Origin of the sequence: Paenibacillus turicensis, from assembly GCF_050461185.1 — a bacterium.
GTDB lineage: Bacteria > Bacillota > Bacilli > Paenibacillales > Paenibacillaceae > Fontibacillus > Fontibacillus turicensis_A.
Genome location: NZ_JBCMOR010000001.1, coordinates 52326 through 71944, shown reverse-complemented (window position 1 = coordinate 71944; position 19619 = coordinate 52326). Strand labels below are relative to the sequence as shown.

Annotated in this window: 18 protein-coding genes; 8 read left to right on the top strand and 10 right to left on the bottom strand. The window is 38.5% G+C overall.

Annotated elements, in window-relative coordinates; all coding sequences use genetic code 11:
• Positions 1 to 59: 59 nt before the first annotated feature.
• The gene (locus ABE099_RS00325) at positions 60 to 662 is read right to left on the bottom strand and encodes a DUF1349 domain-containing protein (protein WP_430026530.1); all 603 of its coding nucleotides are present in this window, start codon (positions 660 to 662) and stop codon (positions 60 to 62) included.
• Positions 663 to 1007: 345 nt separating this feature from the next.
• Between ABE099_RS00325 and pelA the strand changes: the two genes are divergently transcribed.
• On the top strand, positions 1008 to 1961 hold the full coding sequence (pelA, locus tag ABE099_RS00320; protein ID WP_430026529.1) for a pectate lyase: 954 nt from the start codon (positions 1008 to 1010) through the stop codon (positions 1959 to 1961).
• Between the two features lie 385 nt (positions 1962 to 2346).
• On the opposite strand, the gene ABE099_RS00315 is transcribed toward pelA, so the two are convergent.
• Positions 2347 to 3495 carry an immunity 26/phosphotriesterase HocA family protein gene (locus tag ABE099_RS00315; protein ID WP_430026528.1) on the bottom strand — a complete coding sequence of 383 codons (1149 nt, stop codon included), beginning with the start codon at positions 3493 to 3495 and terminating at the stop codon, positions 2347 to 2349.
• A 45-nt stretch (positions 3496 to 3540) separates the two neighbouring features.
• Positions 3541 to 5823, bottom strand: coding sequence for a hypothetical protein (locus tag ABE099_RS00310; RefSeq protein ID WP_430026526.1), 2283 nt, complete (start codon positions 5821 to 5823; stop codon positions 3541 to 3543).
• Positions 5824 to 6213: 390 nt separating this feature from the next.
• Between ABE099_RS00310 and ABE099_RS00305 the strand changes: the two genes are divergently transcribed.
• Positions 6214 to 8397 (top strand): TerD family protein, encoded by a 2184-nt coding sequence (locus ABE099_RS00305; protein ID WP_430026524.1) that lies wholly within the window; start codon positions 6214 to 6216, stop codon positions 8395 to 8397.
• 175 nt (positions 8398 to 8572) lie between these two features.
• Here ABE099_RS00305 and ABE099_RS00300 read toward each other — a convergent pair whose 3' ends face one another.
• Together ABE099_RS00300 and ABE099_RS00295 are read right to left on the bottom strand one after the other, a co-directional pair.
• Complete coding sequence (locus ABE099_RS00300; RefSeq protein ID WP_430026522.1) at positions 8573 to 9325, bottom strand: SDR family NAD(P)-dependent oxidoreductase; 753 nt, start codon at positions 9323 to 9325, stop codon at positions 8573 to 8575.
• Between the two features lie 59 nt (positions 9326 to 9384).
• Positions 9385 to 10164, bottom strand: coding sequence for a MerR family transcriptional regulator (locus tag ABE099_RS00295; protein ID WP_430026520.1), 780 nt, complete (start codon positions 10162 to 10164; stop codon positions 9385 to 9387).
• 200 nt (positions 10165 to 10364) lie between these two features.
• Here ABE099_RS00295 and ABE099_RS00290 point away from each other — a divergent pair, with 200 nt between their 5' ends.
• Positions 10365 to 10697 (top strand): hypothetical protein, encoded by a 333-nt coding sequence (locus tag ABE099_RS00290; RefSeq protein WP_430026518.1) that lies wholly within the window; start codon positions 10365 to 10367, stop codon positions 10695 to 10697.
• A gap of 43 nt (positions 10698 to 10740) precedes the next feature.
• Here ABE099_RS00290 and ABE099_RS00285 read toward each other — a convergent pair whose 3' ends face one another.
• Positions 10741 to 11082 (bottom strand): winged helix-turn-helix transcriptional regulator, encoded by a 342-nt coding sequence (locus ABE099_RS00285; RefSeq protein WP_430026516.1) that lies wholly within the window; start codon positions 11080 to 11082, stop codon positions 10741 to 10743.
• 123 nt (positions 11083 to 11205) lie between these two features.
• Between ABE099_RS00285 and ABE099_RS00280 the strand changes: the two genes are divergently transcribed.
• Positions 11206 to 12261, top strand: a complete 1056-nt coding sequence (locus tag ABE099_RS00280; protein WP_430026514.1) for an LLM class flavin-dependent oxidoreductase — start codon at positions 11206 to 11208, stop codon at positions 12259 to 12261.
• A gap of 24 nt (positions 12262 to 12285) precedes the next feature.
• Positions 12286 to 12858 carry an NADPH-dependent FMN reductase gene (locus ABE099_RS00275; RefSeq protein WP_430026512.1) on the top strand — a complete coding sequence of 191 codons (573 nt, stop codon included), beginning with the start codon at positions 12286 to 12288 and terminating at the stop codon, positions 12856 to 12858.
• Between the two features lie 105 nt (positions 12859 to 12963).
• Here the strand turns inward: ABE099_RS00275 and ABE099_RS00270 are convergent, their stop codons facing one another.
• Positions 12964 to 13350: a hypothetical protein gene (locus ABE099_RS00270; protein ID WP_430026510.1), complete on the bottom strand. Its 387-nt coding sequence runs from the start codon at positions 13348 to 13350 to the stop codon at positions 12964 to 12966.
• Between the two features lie 212 nt (positions 13351 to 13562).
• Positions 13563 to 13922, bottom strand: a complete 360-nt coding sequence (locus tag ABE099_RS00265) for an MmcQ/YjbR family DNA-binding protein (RefSeq protein WP_430026508.1) — start codon at positions 13920 to 13922, stop codon at positions 13563 to 13565.
• 250 nt (positions 13923 to 14172) lie between these two features.
• Here ABE099_RS00265 and ABE099_RS00260 point away from each other — a divergent pair, with 250 nt between their 5' ends.
• Positions 14173 to 14796 carry a hypothetical protein gene (locus tag ABE099_RS00260; RefSeq protein ID WP_430026506.1) on the top strand — a complete coding sequence of 208 codons (624 nt, stop codon included), beginning with the start codon at positions 14173 to 14175 and terminating at the stop codon, positions 14794 to 14796.
• A gap of 71 nt (positions 14797 to 14867) precedes the next feature.
• Positions 14868 to 16043 carry a phosphodiester glycosidase family protein gene (locus tag ABE099_RS00255; protein WP_430026504.1) on the top strand — a complete coding sequence of 392 codons (1176 nt, stop codon included), beginning with the start codon at positions 14868 to 14870 and terminating at the stop codon, positions 16041 to 16043.
• 126 nt (positions 16044 to 16169) lie between these two features.
• Here the strand turns inward: ABE099_RS00255 and ABE099_RS00250 are convergent, their stop codons facing one another.
• Positions 16170 to 17705, bottom strand: a complete 1536-nt coding sequence (locus ABE099_RS00250) for a flavocytochrome c (protein WP_430026502.1) — start codon at positions 17703 to 17705, stop codon at positions 16170 to 16172.
• Between the two features lie 320 nt (positions 17706 to 18025).
• The gene (locus ABE099_RS00245) at positions 18026 to 18997 is read right to left on the bottom strand and encodes an aldo/keto reductase family protein (RefSeq protein ID WP_430026500.1); all 972 of its coding nucleotides are present in this window, start codon (positions 18995 to 18997) and stop codon (positions 18026 to 18028) included.
• 148 nt (positions 18998 to 19145) lie between these two features.
• Between ABE099_RS00245 and ABE099_RS00240 the strand changes: the two genes are divergently transcribed.
• The gene (locus ABE099_RS00240) at positions 19146 to 19523 is read left to right on the top strand and encodes a MerR family transcriptional regulator (protein ID WP_430026498.1); all 378 of its coding nucleotides are present in this window, start codon (positions 19146 to 19148) and stop codon (positions 19521 to 19523) included.
• The last annotated feature ends 96 nt before the right edge of the window (positions 19524 to 19619 follow it).

Sequence of the window (19619 nt, the reverse complement as noted above, 5' to 3'; positions counted from 1 at the left end):
CTTAGCTTATTTTTGCACAAGCTTAAGTGTTTTTAAGTAACTGTTATAAATAATTTATTTTATTGTCCCATTCTTATATTACTTACCGTCTTAGATTGTAATGAAAATTGGGAATACAATCGTTCGCCACCTTGACCTGACGGGGATTGGGGTACAAACCCGACTTTGACTGTATCTTGAACGGGTAAATGGAAGTATCGCACCATATCGTATTTCTTCCCATCTACAGAATAATGAAAAGCAAAGGATTGCCCTACTCGTGTCATTTGTAGCCACATTTCATTTCCCTCTACGTTGTTGCCATTGGCATCATCCGACATCCCATTAGTCACGACACTCACCACTGCATGTGTATCAAATTCGGTATATTCAAAGCATAACTTCGCCCACAACTCCAAATTATCCATTACCATAATGGTGGCTGAGTCATAGACATCCTTGAATTCAAGCTCCACCTTAACCTTCATTACAAAATCGCCCGTTACTTCTGTAAAGAAAAAAGGAGCATTTGTACGTGACTCAGGCGTTCCCGTCTGGGAAGATACTTTATGACTGCAAAAGAAGTCACTTTGCGGTGGGGCATACATCATCATTTTGTCATCTTCGAATCTAAGGTCACTTTCATTAAGCCACTTGAAATGCTCGAAATCGATTTTTTTCATAACAAGCTCCTCCTCTATAGCTACAAAGCTCTCTCGTAAAAAGATAGCACTACAAGGTATAATATACCATCAAATCTATGCCTCTAAAATATACTTCTAAGGTAAGAAACTATCAAGCTTGCAACAGATGCTCTAAAATTGCGAGCGTAGCTAGTTTTCTACGTTGCCATGCAAACATTAATTCATAAATATTTAATCGTTGAATCATTGGGTTTTATATCATATTAAGTTTTATTACTTTAAAATCGCTTACAAATATTGACTTTATTCTCATGGATCGTTTAAACTCTAGTTAATTGTAATTTATTACAAAAATACTAATATAATTATAGAAAGGTTGATTTTATGAAAAAGAGTACAATTTCTGCTGCAATCGCTTTCACGTTACTTCTCTCTGTCCCTGCTGCCATTTTACAGCCTGTTGGAACCGTTGTTGCCGCTGATGCATCAGGTACAACTGCTAGCATTTCGGATATTGTAAAAAACCAGCTTTCTAATGGGGGTTGGCGTAAGGATTACAAACAAACTAGTGGCGAATGGGCTAAAGCTACCATTGATAACAAAGCTACTTATACTGAGATTAGAAGACTAGCAGCTGAATTCAAAAAAACTAATAATAAAACATATTCTAACGCTGCAATAAAGGGAATCAATTTCCTTTTAAATATGCAATATTCTAATGGTGGCTGGCCACAAGTATATCAAGGCTCAGGTTATCATGCTCATATCACTTACAATGATCAAGCTATGATTAACGTCATGATTTTATTAGACGAGGTTGGTAATAGAAAAGGCGATTTCTCTTTTATCGATAGTAATTTAGCAAATAGAAGCAAACAAGCTGTCAATAAAGGCGTAGATTGTATCTTAAAAACACAAATTGTTTCCAAAGGTGTATTAACCGCATGGGGACAACAGCATAATGCTAGCAACCTTGCCCCAGCTGGTGCAAGAGCATATGAAGTACCATCCATCACCTCTTCTGAAAGCGTTAACATTGTTAAATTCCTTAAAACTAGACCAGCCAACAGCAGAATTACCGCTTCAATCAAGGCAGCGGAAAACTGGTTTAAATCTGTGCAAATTACAGGCATTCGTGTAGAAAAGAAAAATGGGGACGTTGTTGTAGTTAGCGATCCAAGCAATAAAACACCAATTTGGGCTAGATTTTATGAAATTAACACCCATCGCCCAATCTTTGTGGGACGTGACGGTGTCGTAAAATATAGACTCAGCGATATTGAAAAAGAACGTAGAACAGGTTATACGTGGTACGGAAATTGGCCTTCAAAACTGTAGAAGTCAGCTTAATATAAGTTTAATCTATTAGTGTAAAAATTTAGCACCTTGTAGTGGAATAGCATACAAGGGGCTAAATCATTTTCTGTATTTTCCTTCTCTTACTCTATATAAATTAATGGTTGGCAAAAGCCCAACTAGCGAAGGAACAGAGGGATTCTGGAGAAGACCTTAAAATCAGTACTTGACAGTAAGCAAACATAGCGGAGGGGCAGAGAGATGGTGGAAAAGCGATAGCGACCGCCTTTAAGGGCACATTTCTATCTATTCTCATACCTGTTATAAAAGAAATGGGACCTTAACAGCGGTTGAAGCCACTCTCTGCAACGTAGCCTCTTCCCTCATAAAACTGTCAAGCACTGTGCCAACCCCTAATTTACTCACTTCACTTGTATTTCCTTTTCACATAATCAAGATATTGTGATCGGGTTAAAGCTCCTGTCTCTTGGCAGAACTCATCGTACGTAATATCATCGGAAAAACCAAACTCTCTAAGTACTTGCTTCCACTCCTGTTCATACTGAGGATGAGTTAAGGCTTTTTCGTTTACCCGTTCAGAGGATGGGGCAAAACTCACTGGTGAGATGCCTGCAGATACACCATGATTAAGAAAATTCCAATCAGGTTTAAAGGTGGTTTGCTCCTCAGGCTTAAACACTGTACCTAGCCCCCAGCTTAATCGATACATACGTTCCTTGCCGTAGTTCAAGCTAGGTCCATATCCAACTGGAAAAACAATATCCTCTTCCTCTAGCTCTTTATGATAGATTCGTTCATATCTTCCACGTAAAAAGTAATCGTCCATTACGATTTTTGTTGACTCAGATAATGGAGCCGCAACAATGTCCTCTAATGAAGGTGAACGCTCCGTAGTTTTCCATAAATAAGGTCTCACGAACAGTGGCATCGTCATTACATTTTTCCAAATACTTTCTTCTATAAATAAGTTATCCTTCTCCATGTCACGCAGATTGCCAATCACTAATACATACCCATAAGTAAATAAATCAAGCTCCACTCTAAAAATATCTCCAGGCACAGCATGATAACCTTGATTTTTCATATGTTTTAAGCGGTTTAGCTTCTGCTCATAATCTGGAGGTACCGTTGTAGGAAAATGAGCTAACCATGCTACAATTTCTTCCTTACTGCTCAAATGCTCATATCCTGAAAAAGGCAAGTTCATACTATTCCGTGAATTATACGCAGTAATGTAGCCCTGACCATGATCCCTTGTTATTCCAGTCGAGAAGGTGACTCCATCTGCTTTGAAGCTAGACACACTTGTATAATTCAGTTTTTTTTCTTTGCCTCTGTTTGTTTTAGGCAACACAAAGGCGCGTTCTCGAACCTTGATGTCCACATCCTCTTCCTGATAAGATTCAGGTGAACTTGAAATTCGTTTACGGATCACATCGCCATCAAAATAAACATAATAACCTTTCTTTAGCTCTACTAAATCCCAAGAAGATTGAACCAATTCAAGACCTACAAATGGACGAATTTCATTACTAAGCCACTGCCACTGCTCCAACTCAACATCCCCTCTGGTAGTATGATTGATTTTGGTGTATGCCACCTAAGAAGCATAGTTAACAATGATCGCTTCTCTTGAGACCTCGTCATACGCAATCCAAATTTCATCCCCAACAGCAACGCCATAAACAGGTTCAATCGATTGCTCAATCGTGAACAAAATCCCTGCACGCTCGACTGTAATATGAGCATACGGCCGCTCTCCAATTGTGCCTGAATATGTCACATCCACAACCTTTGCCCCACCTTGCTTTCCTTTCAGCAAACGAACCTCTTTCCTGAAATCCTCATTTCTAAAGCTCACTGGCAATGGTAAACCTTCTTGTAATGGCATGCCTTGGGGTACAAACAAGCTGTTACTTTTATTTAAACGTACGGGTCCTTCTTCCACTAAGACATCCACTAACATCAACTGACGATTTTGAATCGTAATGGAGTACTTATCAATTCCTACAATTTTACCTTGTAGCTGAACCATGTTACTATCCTTGTTATATAAGGCACGACCGTAGCTACGAATTCGTGTTAATCCATTTACGATAAGGAGTGTCGCCTGCTCACCAATTCGATATTCAAATCCAATAGGCTGAACGACAGGCACAGCATACTTTTTACCTGCCGCATTAAAATGCAGGAGCAGTGCTCGCCCACGCCCAATCGAACCAAACTTCTCAATTTGCTCTAACACCGCATTATTAATTTGCTCACTTTGTTCACCCTGTGCAGCTTTCCCTCTTTGTGAATTACCTGAAGGCATTGTATCCTCGTCTGTGAGAAACATCGCACGATTTCGTTTACGATCATAGCTAATCACTACAGAATCGCCAATACTCCCCGCATTTAAGAAGGAAATGACTTGTTTAATCTCTACTGTTTTTAATATACCTTCATCCTCAAATTCAATTGTAAATAACACCTGTGGTCGTTCGTTGACGTATAAGCCCGTTTCCTTCATATTGATGATGGTCCCTTGGCATACGACACCTCTGGCTAGTCTTCTCATACGACTTCTTCTTGTTAATCCTGGTACTATAGCTATACCTAATACAAAAAATAGCGTTAGGGCAACCCAACCAACCCAATTAATAACCAAGGCATTCCAGCTAGATAAATAGTTTAAGAAGCTTTCTAAAGAAACACTCGCAACTTTATAATTAATCCACTTCTGAGCTTGCTGCTCTGTAACTTGCTGTGTTTGGTTATTTGCTACATTCATCACGCCCGCATTTTGCCCTTGAATGTTGTAATACAGCCATTCACTTTTATAATTTTTAAAGAAAGAAACCCCTGCTTTGTCTAAATCACTGTATGCAAGCGGAGCAACCAATGGAGTTACGTCTGTCATTGCTCCCGATTGTGTATTTACAATATAACCAAGTGACTTGCCCTCTAGTTTATCTTCAGTCGTCGATCCCAGCATTAAAACCTCATCTTGATTTAAAGTATAGATGATCGCATTATACAGCGGTTTTGGCGTAGCAACACGCGCTCCCCATTTCTGGGTCACTGTATTAAAATATTTAGGTTGTGATGGAAAACCTCCGTCCACCCCAATTCGTTTCGTCTGGTTTATTTTAAATTGTTTCTTAAACTCTGATTCTGCTCTCTCGCGCCCTGTAAAGGTATTTTCATTTTTTTTCTGCAAGGTGACTAACGGAACCTGCTTATCGTTTAAAATGCCACTTATGTATGCTACCTCATCATTGATTAAGCTAACTTCAAATATTGGAACCGTGGAGCCTTGATCCTGTAAACCATTTACTAGACGTATCCGTTCAGGTCGTACGGGTAGTAAATCCCCTTTTTTTAGAATCGCCTTCTCCAGCTTGCCATCCCTAATTTGTGCCACATACATTTCATTATTAACGGTATCTCCAGCCAGAAACAATCTATCCCGCCACGCTCTTATATCTGAGCCTAAAAAGGTTGGAATTAGAAGCTCTCCTTGTGAAATCGTAGCGATCTCCATACTAGGATCAATCGTTTTGACCACTAGCTTCTCTTCATCCCCATAAGTTGTAAGCACTAGTTTATTTTGCTGATATGCACCTACCACCTGTTTATGGACATTAGAAGGCATCGTTGTTGTTTTTAAAACTTCCCCACTTTTAGCGTCAATAATATTAAGATCAAGGGACCCATGTTCCCCAGCTCTCAACACCGCAAGTTTATTCCCTTCATCAAAATAATATATTCCACTTAAAGCTGGCGGTCTTTCATTCACGTTATTTATTTCAGAACTATAATCCCGCCATACCATAATGCTTAAAAATATTACAGGGAATAACAAAATAAATTTCATTAAAAAATTTCCAATATTTTTCATATTATTTTTCTCCTTCTCTCTAATCCAAAAACGATAGATACGTGAATAAACAAGGTAATTATACCCACTTTACATAAAACTAAAAATAGGAAAATGAAACAATAATGTGCTAATGCAATTTTTGTGTTCGTAATACTTTTACCATGTTCAGTATATTTTTCCTTTGCTAAAGTAAATGACAGGAAGCAGCACACGCTTCTTCTTATCATCAGGCTATTGCCATCCTTCCTTCTAATTAACCCTTAATCTAATAGGGTGGCAGACTTCCAGATGACGCAAGCAGGCTATCGCATTTCTTCCTTCTATAAAACATTAGGCGTTCAGAGATGCGGGTTTCCTGCTTGTGTATTACTTATTAAGGAGGTGGCCATATTGTCCACCAAATCAAACATGAATACGATGTACAATGAAATTTACTTACAACAGCAACTAAAATGGATCATTGAACCAAGTCAACATCATGTTCCTGTATCCTACTTAGCGTCTGCGATTAAAAATATAGAGGGACTTGGCTTTACCTTTTCTAAACCATTAATTGAAGCCTTACGAACATTATCTATTCCTAATTTTATAGCAAATTATCGTTCTATTGAAGCACAGCTTAAAAGGATGGTTAAGGCAAACTACAAATACAAGCCGATGTATCCAAATTTTCCTGAGCAAGTGATGGAGATGGATGAAGCCGAGCTTTACTTGAATGCAATCTATCATTACTATACGCTACTAATGCCAGATGAAGAAGCCATTGATCCGACATGTGCACACGAAATCAAAACAGCTAAAATCAATGATACAAAGGTACAAAACGCTCGTAATTCAGAAAATAAAGAAAATAATAAAGAGAAAGAGAAATTAACTAAAAAGAACTTACGTATGATTGATCTAGGCCATCTAGAGCAATTTTATGAAATGATTCAGCATTTAATGTCAGCTAAAACCTCCATTTCCCCAGGGGACAAGGAGCTTATAGAGCTTATTATTATGGAGGAACAAAATGTAGCGCAGCTATTACCTTCAGAGATTCCTTTAAAAGAAAATGTAGCCTTTATTGCAGGACTGTTATTAAAGTACGGGAAAGCCGATGTCGCTTATATTGGCTGCTATTTTAAAACAGCAACGGATGTGCTTCGCCTAGCGGTAGCCTTATCAGAGGGCGATGTCAGCTTAGCCGACAACACTAAATTCCGCAAATTCAAGCGCTCAGAGCGTAGACTGCTGTTAGGTTTATTGAATCAATGTCATGAGCCGCTAGAAGATATGCTTAGATATAAAGAGCGCTGGATTCGTTTAGGCGAAATTATCCATCCTTCGGAATATAAAAAGCAGTATCCACAAAGCGCAGAAGCCTTTGATTCTATTCGTAATGGACAAAAAATAGTAACGTTTCGTACTGAGGTTGAGCAGGCGCTTCGCTATCATAACACCGTAGGGGCAACCTATCTTTTAGCAGAACGTCCTGGTGAATTTGCTCGCCGTCTTGATCATTTGCTTCGTACACATCCTTCGCCAGATGAAGTCGTCTTTACCTTTAGCCTCATTGCTAAGGAGGTTTCTACACCTGTATTGCTGCAAGTTATGACCCACTTTAACCATAGAAATCATGCGCCTAAATGGCGTACCTTTTTCCCAAAAGGGAGTGTCGGTAAAGCGATAGCAATTCCCAATACATTACCTAAATTAACACAAGCGATCTGTTCAGAAATCGTTTCTTTATGCCAGCAGGTGCTTATTGAGCGCTTCAGTACGCTTGAGCCTTTAGGGAAGGTATTTATTGCAGATTCATTACAAAAACATCATGTTCCTTTCGGAATGCGTTCTGCAAGTAAATCGCTCCGCACATTAACGAGAGGAAGTCGCATTGCGATGCCTCAAGGTAATACGATTCGCTTTTTCTTGTGGTGGAAGGAAGGAAAAATCAATGGTACGCATAGTGGGCGTGTAGATATTGATTTGTCCGCCATTATGTATAATAAGAAATGGGAATATATGGAGCATATCTCTTATACCAACCTTCGTTCTTCCCAGTACAAGGCATATCATAGTGGGGATATCGTCTCTGCCCCTCAAGGCGCATGTGAATTTATTGATATCGATATTGATTCTGTTCTGCAATATGGTGGCCGTTATGTCGTATCCTATTTAAATTCATTTACACTCCAAGCATTTTGTGACTTGCCTGAATGCTTTGCTGGATGGATGATGCGAAGTAAAACGGACTCTAAAGAAGTGTTTGATCCTAAAACCGTCGTAGATGTGATTGATTTAGCGGCAGATACACAAATTGCAATTCCTGTTATTCTTGATTTGTTCAAGCGAGAAGTCATTTGGTGTGATCTTGCACTTCGTAGACATCCTGCTTATTACAACAATGTCGAGGGGAATTTAAAGGGAATGATGGCAATTGGGCAAGCGATGACGTCTGTGGTGAAGCCTAATTTATACGATTTGTTCCAGCTGCACGCTATAGCAAGAGGTGAGGTTACAAGCAATATTGAAGAAGCCAACACTATCTTTTCAATGGATGAGGGTATTACCCCTTTTGACACAGGTACTATTGTTGGGCAATATTTATAAGGAAGAGCTTCGTCATGAAGTTCTTCTTTTTTTGTTTTATATGTTTTGCACGTAAGGATGCAGACAAAAACACCAAGCGGCTCATACAAAGAGCCAAGATAATTCTCATGGAATCTCTTGGCTCTTCTTTATCTACTCATATTTTTTGCTTCTGTAAATAATGATACTATCTGACCTATAGATGGCTGCCACCCGTTGCGTCCAAATTGTGTCCCGTAATAAAGCTCGCCTTTTCGCTCGCCAGAAAAGAAACAATCTCTGCGATTTCTTCCGGCTGCCCTTCTCGTCCAAGTGCGCTCATTTCCGCTGCGTTCTTCTGGCCTTCAGCTGTATGGAGCCAGTCTGCAGTCGAATCCGTGTCGATGATCCCAGGCATCACCGAATTGACAGTTATCCCTCTCTTACCGACTTCTTTCGCTAGCGTAAATGTCATTGTATTGATTGCCCCTTTAGTCATGCTGTACAGCATCATGTGCGGAAAGGCAATTCGGGTGACACCTGAAGAGATGCTGATGATCCGCCCCTGGTCTTCCACCTTCTCCAGCAACGATTGGCTGATAAAGTATGGCGCTTTTACATTAGCATTGAAGAGCAGGTCGAACTCCTCAAAGTCCGCTTCCGCAAACCCGTTTGATGTTGCATGTCCGGCGTTATGGACGATGGTATGAAGAAGTATGCTTGTTTGTGCCAGTTTATCATTAACTCTCTCAATGAACTTCTGGATTTCTTGTGTGGTGTTGAAATTCCCTTGGATTAGGTCACTCTGTCTGCCTAAAGCATGAATGTTTCGTTGAACTTCTTGTATTTGTTCCAGGTTCTGATTATAATGCAACAGCAGGTGAAAGCCATCCCTCGCCAATTGGATGGCAATCGCTTTTCCTATCCCTCTTGAAGCACCGGTGACCAGTGCGTACTTCGTCTTTTTCATTCTCTATCGCCTCCTAGTAACGACTATAAGGTTTTCCCTAAGGGAAAGGTCAACTAGGATTAGCTGATTGGAATAATAAATTCGGAAAAACGGTTGGTAGAATACAGGAAATCGTCCGAATTCAAGATTCGTTCATAGACAAAAATGGTAGGAAATTCTCGTTGAGATTTTTCCATAAGATTCAAAATCTTTAGTGTAGATTCTTCCTGGTAAGGATTCACTTCGTATCGGAAAATCTGTGCGTTAAACCCAAAGTACAACAGGGGCACCCCCAGCTCAAAGTTTTGCCCCATTCCTTGAAAAGCCACTGCCACTGGAATTGCCTTCCCATCCTGTATCCGATACTTGATTATCCGCTCGTTTTGCGTTGCATTATTCTCAGCTAGTAATTTCTCTGCTTCATTAAGGATGACACAGATATTCTCATTCATTAACACCGGTAGTTCCGTTACCTCTATAGCAGGAACATAGCTAGTTTCCTCTGCAGCTAAACCATCCAGATCTCTTGTCAGTTGTTTTAATTGCTCGATTGCTCCCGTCGCCTGAATGATCTTCTGCTCTTCTGCTTTTATCTTCTGTTCAATTAGGGTTTGAATTTCATCCTTATCTAACTGTTCATCAAATACCTGTTTGATCTCTTTCAGTCCAAAACCAGCTTGTTTCAACAGCCGAATCCGTTTGGCAGTCAACAATTGATTCTGATGGTAGTAACGATAATCTGTTTCAGGGTGCACAAAAGCAGGAGATAAGAGGTTTTGTTCGTCGTAGAGGTACAACGCCTTTCTGGAGAGACCCGTTAACTTGCTGAAATCATTAATTAAAAGTAACCCTTCATGCATCAATTATTTCCTCCTCGTCATAGTTTCTACCTATTATATTGTTTGGAAAGGAATATATCAGTTTTCATCAATTAAACAAGCACAGGAGCACTTATATTATTATTTATTTTATTTTTTTAAGTGAAAGTTAAAATTTTTCTATGCTTAATACGTTATGTATATAACATCCTCTCATTCAGAATCCTAAAGGACGTGATTTTATGAAGAAGAAATTACTTTATTTGTTAATGACTTCGTTTATTATTGTGTTTGTGACTGTATCGTATTTTAAAGTTCAGGTTAATATGGAAAATAAAATTCAACAAAATATTGCGGAGCTTGAACAATCGATCTCTGATTTGGCGTCTACACCAGTTGGCTTAAGTTCTAGTCCCTATGACTATATTAAGGATAATCAAGCTTTTGAAAATATAGTTGAATTAGGAAAACCCGCATTACCTAAGCTAAAAAAATTACTTAAGCAATGTGATAAGCATGGTTTAATTGAAAATATTTATGCAATTGCAATTGATAAAATTAAAAATGAAACATGAGGCTAACAAGTATTTGTTAAGTCTTTATTAATGGTTGATAGCCTCATGTTCCCTGCTTTCCACTCATCCGCTCCTGATGGCGTACGCCCCATTCATGCATCGCTTCTAAAATTCCATTTAATGTTTTTCCGTATTCAGTAATTGAATATTCCACCTTTGGTGGGACTTCTGGATAAACCTTGCGGCTAATCAGTTCCTCTGCTTCAAGTTCTCTAAGCTGTTTGGTGAGCATTTTTTGTGTTATACCAGGTAATTTCCGTCTTAGCTCACCAAAACGCATGATCTCCTCCTCCATTAGATACAATAAAATAATTGGCTTCCACTTTCCGACTAACACCTCTAAAGCATTCTCGATTTTGCAGAACTCAGGATTTCTGTTGACCATATTAAGCACTCCCTCCTAATAGTTTCTTTAAGGATACTATAGCACATTTTTTATACTACTTACATTTTTATAGTTAATGAAGTATAATGAGTACATAAATAATTTCTGAAGGAAGTGTTAAGCATGACTTTCCCACAACAGCAAGCATTCGAGTTTGGTATATATACATTAGGGGATCATCTCCCACACCCTATTAGTGGTGAACGAATTTCAGTACAGGAACGAGTTAAGCAAATTATTGAAATGGCTAAGCTTGCCGAGCAAGCAGGTGTTGACTTTTTTAGCGTTGGTGAAAGCCATCAGGACTATTTTGCAACACAGGCTCATACTGTGGTGTTATCCGCGATTGCACAAGCGACTAGCAAAATTAAAATCGGTAGCTCGTCTACGATTATTAGTACGCTTGATCCTGTACGCTTGTATGAAGATTTTGCAACGATTGATTTAATTTCAGAAGGTCGAGCCGAGATCATTGCAGGACGTGCTTCGCGTGTTGGTTTATATAAATTACTTGGCTACAACTTAAACGATTACGAAGAGTTGTTTGAAGAAAAATTTGATTTATTGCTTAAAATAAATGAACAGGAGTATATCGACTGGAGTGGCTCTTTCCGTAAACCTTTAAGAAATGCACATGTGCTCCCTCGTCCTCAAGCTGGAAAGCTACCAATTTGGCGTGCTGTTGGTGGAAGTACAGAAAGTGCAATCAGAGCAGGGCAAGCAGGCGTACCGATGTTTATGGCTCATCTTGGCGGGCCTGCAGCAGTATTTAAACGCACCATTGATGCCTATCGGGAGGCAGCAGGTGAAGCAGGTCATGATGTGGCACAGCTTCCTATCGCCACTGCTGGATTTTTTTACGCCGCAGAGACCACACAACAGGCACTTCAGGAGTATTACCCTCATATTAATGAAGGAATGAAGCTCACGAATGGACGTGGCTTTCCGAAGCAAAATTTTGCCCAAGGTGCAGATTCACGTGACATCATTAACGTAGGTAGCCCGCAACAAATTATCGAAAAGCTACTCTACCAGCACGAGTTATTTGGCAATCAGCGGTATACAGGGCAATTAGATTTTGGTGGTGTACCATTTGATAAAATTATGAAAAATATCGAGATCATTGGAACAGATATTATTCCAGCTTTACGTAAATATACAGCTAAGGAGAATCAATAAATTTAAAATAAAGGAGAATGCGCGATGAAGATCACCTTGCTTGTAGGGACTGTTGTTGGCTCTAAGACAAATACAGCCCTTTCGATCATGAAGGAATATGTAGAAAAGCAATTTAGTGACGAGACCTCTCATGTTCAAGTTATTAATTTAGCAGATTATGAACTACAGTTTAGTGATGGACGGAACTATTTGGAATATGAAGGGGATACGGGTTATGTAACACAGCAGTTAATGGACTCTGATGTCATTATTTTTGGTACACCGGTATTTCAAGCCTCCTTACCAGGAACATTAAAAAATATTTTTGACCTGTTACCTCCACAGGCTTTGCTTGGTAAAGTGGTGGGGATCGTGGTTACCGCTGGTTCAAGCAAGCATTATCTCGTTGCAGAGCAACAGCTCAAACCTATTTTATCTTATATGAAGGCACAAATTGTGCAAACCTACGTATTTATCGAAGAGAAGGATTTTGCACAAAAAACGATTACTAACGATGATGTGTTGTTCCGAATGGAACGACTTGCAGAGGATATTAAGCTCCAAGCAGATTTGTACCAAGCGATTCAAGCAAAAAAAGATGAACAATATGGTTTTTAAGGAGTACAGTTTTTGATCATATTATTTAAAAAAGCACTGCTGAATGAAAAGATGAGACTCCATCTACTTCGTTAGCTGTGCTTTTTTATTTATCTTTTGCTACTTTTACTTTACCGAGAAATTGACATCAAAACTTCCGCTGGCATCTTCACCTATGACTTTTATTTGATATTTGCCACTTTGTTCTGCCTTAAACTCCACATCATCTGATGCGTTTGATTTAAAATCCTTAACAAGCTCTTTCTCAGGATTAAATAATTGAATAAACAACTTGCCACTTGTCACCTCGGAAGTATACTTTATTTTCAGTATCTCCCCTTGCTTTAAATTAACTTTTTTATCTTCAGTCCCAGTAAATAATTTAAACGAACCATTAATTGAATTTGAAGTGCTGTTACCTATATACAACAATCTTCGATCGCAACCAGTAATGACAATAACTAGGGTCAAAATCAGTAAACTAATCAACTTGCCTAATTTAATTTTTCTCATACACTATCCTCCCATATCAAAATCTTGATCCCCATTAAAATTTTTCTTGATTCCTTGGTTCCCCTAATTCCTTGTACTCCCTTACGTTTATGCATCTAAAGTTTTCATTTCAAAAAGAGATGATGAGAATACAATAGTATAAGTTCAATTTTTCACAAATAATAAAAATCACAAAAACCATTTATCTTTTAAGGTACTCCCTATTGTTTACCTCAATTGTTGGTGCTCTTTTTTAATTTTATTTTGGGCTTGGTTAGCATGTAACTATGAACAATCATCGCACAGATTTCTTCCTCTGGTACGGTACCATCTAAAATAATTGAATTCCAATGCTCTTTATTCATATGAAAAGCGGGGACTACTGCGGTGTACATTTGTCTGTGCAAGTCTAATAACTCAGGCTCACCCTTTACATTGATCCAAATATTCCCTTGTCTCTCAAAAATACATGCAAACATCTTTTTATTCATTCCATGACGTATGACAGCCCAATTACTATCATGAAATGGGTAGTCCTCATATGTATTTTCTAGGGTTAAGCAATATTCAATTACTTCTTTTCGTAGCTTCATCCTCATACATCCCTTAATTTTTTTAAAATACTTCAATGTAAGTATAGGTTAATTTCACTCCAAAAACAAACTGACGTTCGCATTTAATCTTTTATATTCATTTCAAAGATGGTAAACTTTTCATATCATTTAGGTGAGGAACTATTTAAAATCATATTCCTTTGACTGGAGTATATAAGGCTCTGTGTCAAGCACTGATTTCAAGATTGAGACCTTATAATTAAGCTAATTGAGACAAGGAGCAACCGTTATGAAAACCTTATATAGACCAGTAGGATCACAGGAAATGAAACTTATACTAGAGCTTGACCTAAAGGCGTTTCCTCCACGTTTGCCTGAACAGCCTATCTTCTATCCTGTACTGAATCAAAAATATGCTACACAAATTGCACGGGATTGGAATACTAAGGACCCTTTTTCAGGGTATGTTGGATTCGTTACTCGATTTGAGGTGGCTAGCCCATTCATTGATCAATATGAGGAGCAGATTGTAGGGTCGAAGCAACATCATGAATTATGGATTCCTGCAGAGGACCTAGCTGAGCTAAACCTCAATATTGTAGGGCGAATTCAAACTATAGATGCCTTCTACGGGGTACAGTATACAGGGCATGATACTAAGCCGCGTATCCCCATTTTTGAGAACAAAGGGGTTAATGAACAATTTTTAATTTGGAAAAACATCTTAGATTATAATGCTATGGATTTTTTTTGCGAAATTAGAGAACACAAGCATTCGATTTATATGAACTATCGCTATTGGCAACAAGCAGATTTTAGTCAACAAGGGGTGACAGAACAAGAGAAGCTAGATGTTCTTCATACGATGAAACAATATTGGGAAGAACATTTCCCTTCACAAAAACCACTTTAATCCCGATAATACTTTAGAACTAGTTTCGCGCTACTTTATAACTATCATCATGCAAAAGGAGATTCAAACAAATGAAGAAAAAGGTTTTGTCTGTTTTAAAAAAGGGAGGGTTAGCATTATGTGCAGCACTGCTCACTGTCACGCTAACAACTATTTCTTCGGGTTCAGCCCAAGCCGCTGCACCGATTAAGAAGCAAATTGGTTTATTGGATGCTAAAAGTAATCAAACCTTTATTCCAGTGGCTGCTTTAAACCAGTTTCCTGATGTAACGGTACAATGGATTGCTAAGCAGAAAAAAATTATTATTTCACAAAATGATAAGACCCTCACATTTACAGTCGGGAGCAAATCGGCACAAAATAATGAAGAAGCGATTACGCTCAAAGAAGCGCCATTTGTAGAAAATGGAGTTACCTACATACCTGTTGCACCATTAGGACAAGCATTTGGTTATTCCGTAGCATGGAGTAATACATCCTCCTCTATTTCTATCGGACTAGGCGATGCTAATGTAATATTACCCGTGGCTAAGAAGGGGCAATTTACGGCAAATAGTAAACCTATTACTAACGAGCGTAAAACATTCAAGGTGAAGTCCAAATCATTTTCTGTACAAATGGTTACCGTTTCATTATTACATCCTAAAATCCAGCTTGACATCGCTTTAGCAGGAAATGAGATTGGTAAGGTTGAGGATTTAAGCAGTATTGCTAAACGTAACAAAGCGATCGTAGCGATTAATGGCACATTTTTTGATGCATACACGAAGGAAAGCTTTAAAACCCCTTACGGATATATCGTTCAACAAGGGGAGCGCAAACATTATGGTGACAACCGATCTATTTTTACCTTTGATTACAATTCATTCGCTAACGTTATTCATGAAGATGAATATAAAGAGAAGATGGAAGCGGAACAAATCAACGGTGCAATTCAAGCAGGTCCTAGACTGATCGTGAACGGGAAAGTTGCCTTAGATGTGAAAAATGAAGGCTTTAAAGACCCCAAAATTTTAACAGGTGGTGGCGCTAGAAGTGCACTTGGGATTACAAAAGATCACAAGCTCATTTTGATCACGACAGGTGGGGCAACGATCCCTCAGCTTGCCGAAATCATGAAGCAGGCAGGCGCATATCAGGCGATGAACTTAGATGGTGGCGCTTCAAGTGGGCTGTATTATAACGGCAAATATTTAACAAGCCCTGGGCGTAAAATTAGTAATGCGATCATTGTGAAATATCAATAATAGTATAATGGATGGAACATAAAAAATTGAACATATAAAAACAGCAGACTACAAGGACCATTTCCCTAAGCCTGCTGTTTTTTTAACTGTAAAATAACTTATAAGAAGTACATATAAGACCTTATATTATTTTGCTTGAACATATTCCGCAGATTTGATTCCTGCTTGACGTCCAAAAATGATGATTTCAGCTACAGAGTTACCACCGATACGGTTTTCACCATGTAATCCACCAGTTACTTCCCCTGCTGCAAATAAACCAGCAATCGGTTGACCGTCTTTATTTAACACTTCTGTGTTTGTGTTGATTTTAATACCACCCATTGTATAGTGAATTCCTGGTGCGATTTTGATTGCATAATAAGGTGCACCAGATAAGTCATTATCCATTCCTGTTGTTCTATCAAATTCACTATCTTTTTTGTCCTTCACTGCTTTGTTCCAAGTGTCCATCGTTGCTTTTAATTGATCCGCAGGAACATTAATTGCTTTTGCTAAATCTTCAATTGTGTCACCTTTTACAACAAAGCCCATTTTGTCGTATTGCTCAATTGCTTTTACGCGAGATTTTACACCTGAATCAAACACTAAAGTTGCTGCTTTTTCAGGTAATGTATTAATAGCTGCTGTTACTTTATCACGTGTATTCAATTCATTTACAAAACGTTTACCTTCATTAGAAACCATAATTGCGCCTTCACCACGTACAGCTTCACCAATCAAATAAGACTTATCTTGTTGTACGGTTGGATGCACTTGAATTTGATCCATATCCACTGTAACCCCACCAAGCTTTTCAATCATTGTAATCCCGTCACCAGTGCTACCTACTTGGTTTGTAGTTACTAAGCCTTTTAGATCTGGTCTAACTTTAGCAATTAAATCAGCGTTTGAACCAAATCCACCTGTAGTCACTACTACTGCTTTTGCAGTAATCGTTTTTTCATCTTTTTGGTCAATAACGACTTTCACACCGTTTACTTTACCGTCTGCTTGTGTAATTTCTTTTACATCTGCATTTACAAACAATGGAATACTTTTTTCTTGTACATTTTTCACTAAACCAGTTACAAGATACTTACCTACTGCGGAACCATCTTCAGGACGGTGAGTACGTTTTTCCTTCATCCCACCTGTAATGGTAATGTTGTTTAATTTGATGCCGATTGAATCTAACCAGTCAATTGCGCTAGCAGAGTTGTCTACAAAGAAACGAAGCATTTCTTTATCGTTTGTATTGTGACCCCCAGCTAAAGTTTCTTCATAAAATAAATCGTTTTTATCTTCAATCCCTTGTTCTTTTTGGAATTTCGTTTGTGAAGCATTCATACCAGAAGAAGATTTTGTAGTATTCCCACCAGCTACTGGCATTTTTTCAAAAATAACAGGGTTTAATCCTTTTTCCTTTGCTTCAAGTGCAGCAGACATACCCGCACCACCTGCACCAACAATAATAATATCGTAATTATCTTTTAATTGGTCAATTGGAGTATATGAAGCTTGAGACGCACCTGCAACCGAATCTTCCTTTTTCTCCTCATTTTTCGTTTGTGGTTCATTAGCTTTCTTGTCGGTATTACTGCTACCACTATTTCCACATCCTGCAATAACAAGAATCATGGAAAGAAGGAGTGTAAATAGGACCGTTGTTTTCTTTTTCATTTTGTATTTGCCCCCTTGTGCATTATTTCACAATATTATTATAGTAATAAAGTTCACTATATTAATAGCTTATTTAATTAATAAAATAGTTTTTAAACTAATGTAAGCAAAGTCACTACGAAAACCCCTTAGCCAAACAATGACTAAGTGCTCCGTAACATCTTTAATGGCGACTTAGTTTTTGCTAATAGCTAAGGGGTTTTTGCTTTTGCCTACCTTCTTTTATCTATCTTTTTACGTCTACCTTTTATATCTCATTTCTGCTATTTTCTATCTCTATTGTTTCTATCTCTACTATTTCTCTTTCTCTACTTTATGTTTTATCTCATTGGTGCAAAGTCGCTAACCTCAGACAAAATAGTATCCATTGTTGCAACCACCTCTGGGGTTAAGTTTACCTCCAATGCCTTCACGTTTTCTTCAATTTGAGAAGGACGGCTTGAGCCGATAATAGCGGAGCTCACAACAGGTTGGCGTAATACCCAAGCTAGTGCTAGCTGTGACAAGGTGCATCCCATATTATTTGCTACATCCATTAGCTTAGCTACACAGTTCAACACATCTTCACGTAGGTAGCTGTTAATTACCCCATTCGTTTGCTCATTAGCCGCTCTACTATTTTGCGGAATTTCTTGCCCTGGCTTGTATTTACCCGTCAACACCCCTTGAGCAAGCGGTGAAAATACGACTAATCCAACACCATCCTGCTGACATTGTGTAATTACATTTTCCTTTTCAATGTAGCGTTCAAACATATTGTAGATTGGTTGATTCGAAATTAATGGGCGTAAGTGCAACCGCTTACTAATTGACGTTGCCTCTGCAATTTGCGACGCAGACCACTCGCTTACACCAGAATATAAAATTTTCCCCTGTATCTTGAGATCATCTAACGCTCGAAGTGTTTCTTCCATTGGTGTGTCAGCATCGAAGCGATGACATTGATATAAATCGATATAATCTGTGCCTAATCTTTTCAAGCTCGCTTCACATTGCTCCATAATATGCTTGCGTGACAATCCTCTGTCATTTGGTCCACTTCCTTGTGGAAAAAACAATTTTGTAGCAAGTACATAACTGCTGCGAGGGTAGGATTTTAAGGCGTTCCCCATTACCTTTTCCGCTCCAGCATATGAATTAGAGGTGTCGAAGAAATTAATGCCTAACTCATACGCCTTGTGAATACATGCCTGTGCCGTTTCCTCTGCGGTTGCCGAGCCATACGTTAACCAACTTCCTAGCCCAATTTCACTTACTTTAAGTCCACTGTTTCCTAGACGTCTATATTTCAATGCAATCACTCTCCTTCAGATTTTGTACCAAGTTATTTCATATACAGGTTTGCGTGTTAAAGTCGTACATTTGTATTGCTCAATCTAATAATAGGAGTTAAACTAAGCTTTAAGTCAAGCACCATTCTCTGTAGAGAGGAGAATTTCTGTGGAGTTTACAATTAAACAGGTTGCAGAACGTACAAAACTCCCCCCTTCAACCTTACGTTATTATGATAAAGAAGGGCTTATGCCTTTATTAAAAAAGACGGAATACGGTACACGCAAATACTCTGAAATGGACATCTGCTGGCTTGAATTAGTATGTTGTCTTAAGGATAGTGGCATGTCTTTAGATGAAATCAGAGCATTTATGACATTGTGCTTAGAGGGCTCAGCGACATGTGAAGAGCGGAAACATTTGCTAGAAGAGCATAAGGACAAAATTTTGGATCAAATTAATATGCTAAATCGTAGTTTGGGCATCATCAACTATAAACTAGAGCATTATCAAGAAATAGGTACGTTTCATATTGATACACATTAAGAGATTTAATTAATGATTTAAAATGTTGAGTAGTGGAAAGTGGGATATACATGCCTTGGTGCGAACCCCAAGCTCACATGAAAACCCGGCTCCTCC

Excerpts from the sequence above, each read along its gene's own strand:
- ABE099_RS00280 (WP_430026514.1), top strand. The coding sequence starts at position 11,206 with ATGACTTTCCCACAACAGCAAGCATTCGAGTTTGGTATATATACATTA.
- ABE099_RS00295 (WP_430026520.1), bottom strand. The coding sequence starts at position 10,164 with ATGCATGAAGGGTTACTTTTAATTAATGATTTCAGCAAGTTAACGGGT.
- ABE099_RS00255 (WP_430026504.1), top strand. The coding sequence starts at position 14,868 with ATGAAGAAAAAGGTTTTGTCTGTTTTAAAAAAGGGAGGGTTAGCATTA.
- ABE099_RS00285 (WP_430026516.1), bottom strand. The coding sequence starts at position 11,082 with ATGGTCAACAGAAATCCTGAGTTCTGCAAAATCGAGAATGCTTTAGAG.
- ABE099_RS00260 (WP_430026506.1), top strand. The coding sequence starts at position 14,173 with ATGAAAACCTTATATAGACCAGTAGGATCACAGGAAATGAAACTTATA.
- ABE099_RS00270 (WP_430026510.1), bottom strand. The coding sequence starts at position 13,350 with ATGAGAAAAATTAAATTAGGCAAGTTGATTAGTTTACTGATTTTGACC.
- pelA (WP_430026529.1), top strand. The coding sequence starts at position 1,008 with ATGAAAAAGAGTACAATTTCTGCTGCAATCGCTTTCACGTTACTTCTC.
- ABE099_RS00250 (WP_430026502.1), bottom strand. The coding sequence starts at position 17,705 with ATGAAAAAGAAAACAACGGTCCTATTTACACTCCTTCTTTCCATGATT.
- ABE099_RS00265 (WP_430026508.1), bottom strand. The coding sequence starts at position 13,922 with ATGAAGCTACGAAAAGAAGTAATTGAATATTGCTTAACCCTAGAAAAT.
- ABE099_RS00290 (WP_430026518.1), top strand. The coding sequence starts at position 10,365 with ATGAAGAAGAAATTACTTTATTTGTTAATGACTTCGTTTATTATTGTG.
- ABE099_RS00325 (WP_430026530.1), bottom strand. The coding sequence starts at position 662 with ATGAAAAAAATCGATTTCGAGCATTTCAAGTGGCTTAATGAAAGTGAC.
- ABE099_RS00305 (WP_430026524.1), top strand. The coding sequence starts at position 6,214 with ATGAATACGATGTACAATGAAATTTACTTACAACAGCAACTAAAATGG.
- ABE099_RS00310 (WP_430026526.1), bottom strand. The coding sequence starts at position 5,823 with ATGAAAAATATTGGAAATTTTTTAATGAAATTTATTTTGTTATTCCCT.
- ABE099_RS00275 (WP_430026512.1), top strand. The coding sequence starts at position 12,286 with ATGAAGATCACCTTGCTTGTAGGGACTGTTGTTGGCTCTAAGACAAAT.
- ABE099_RS00300 (WP_430026522.1), bottom strand. The coding sequence starts at position 9,325 with ATGAAAAAGACGAAGTACGCACTGGTCACCGGTGCTTCAAGAGGGATA.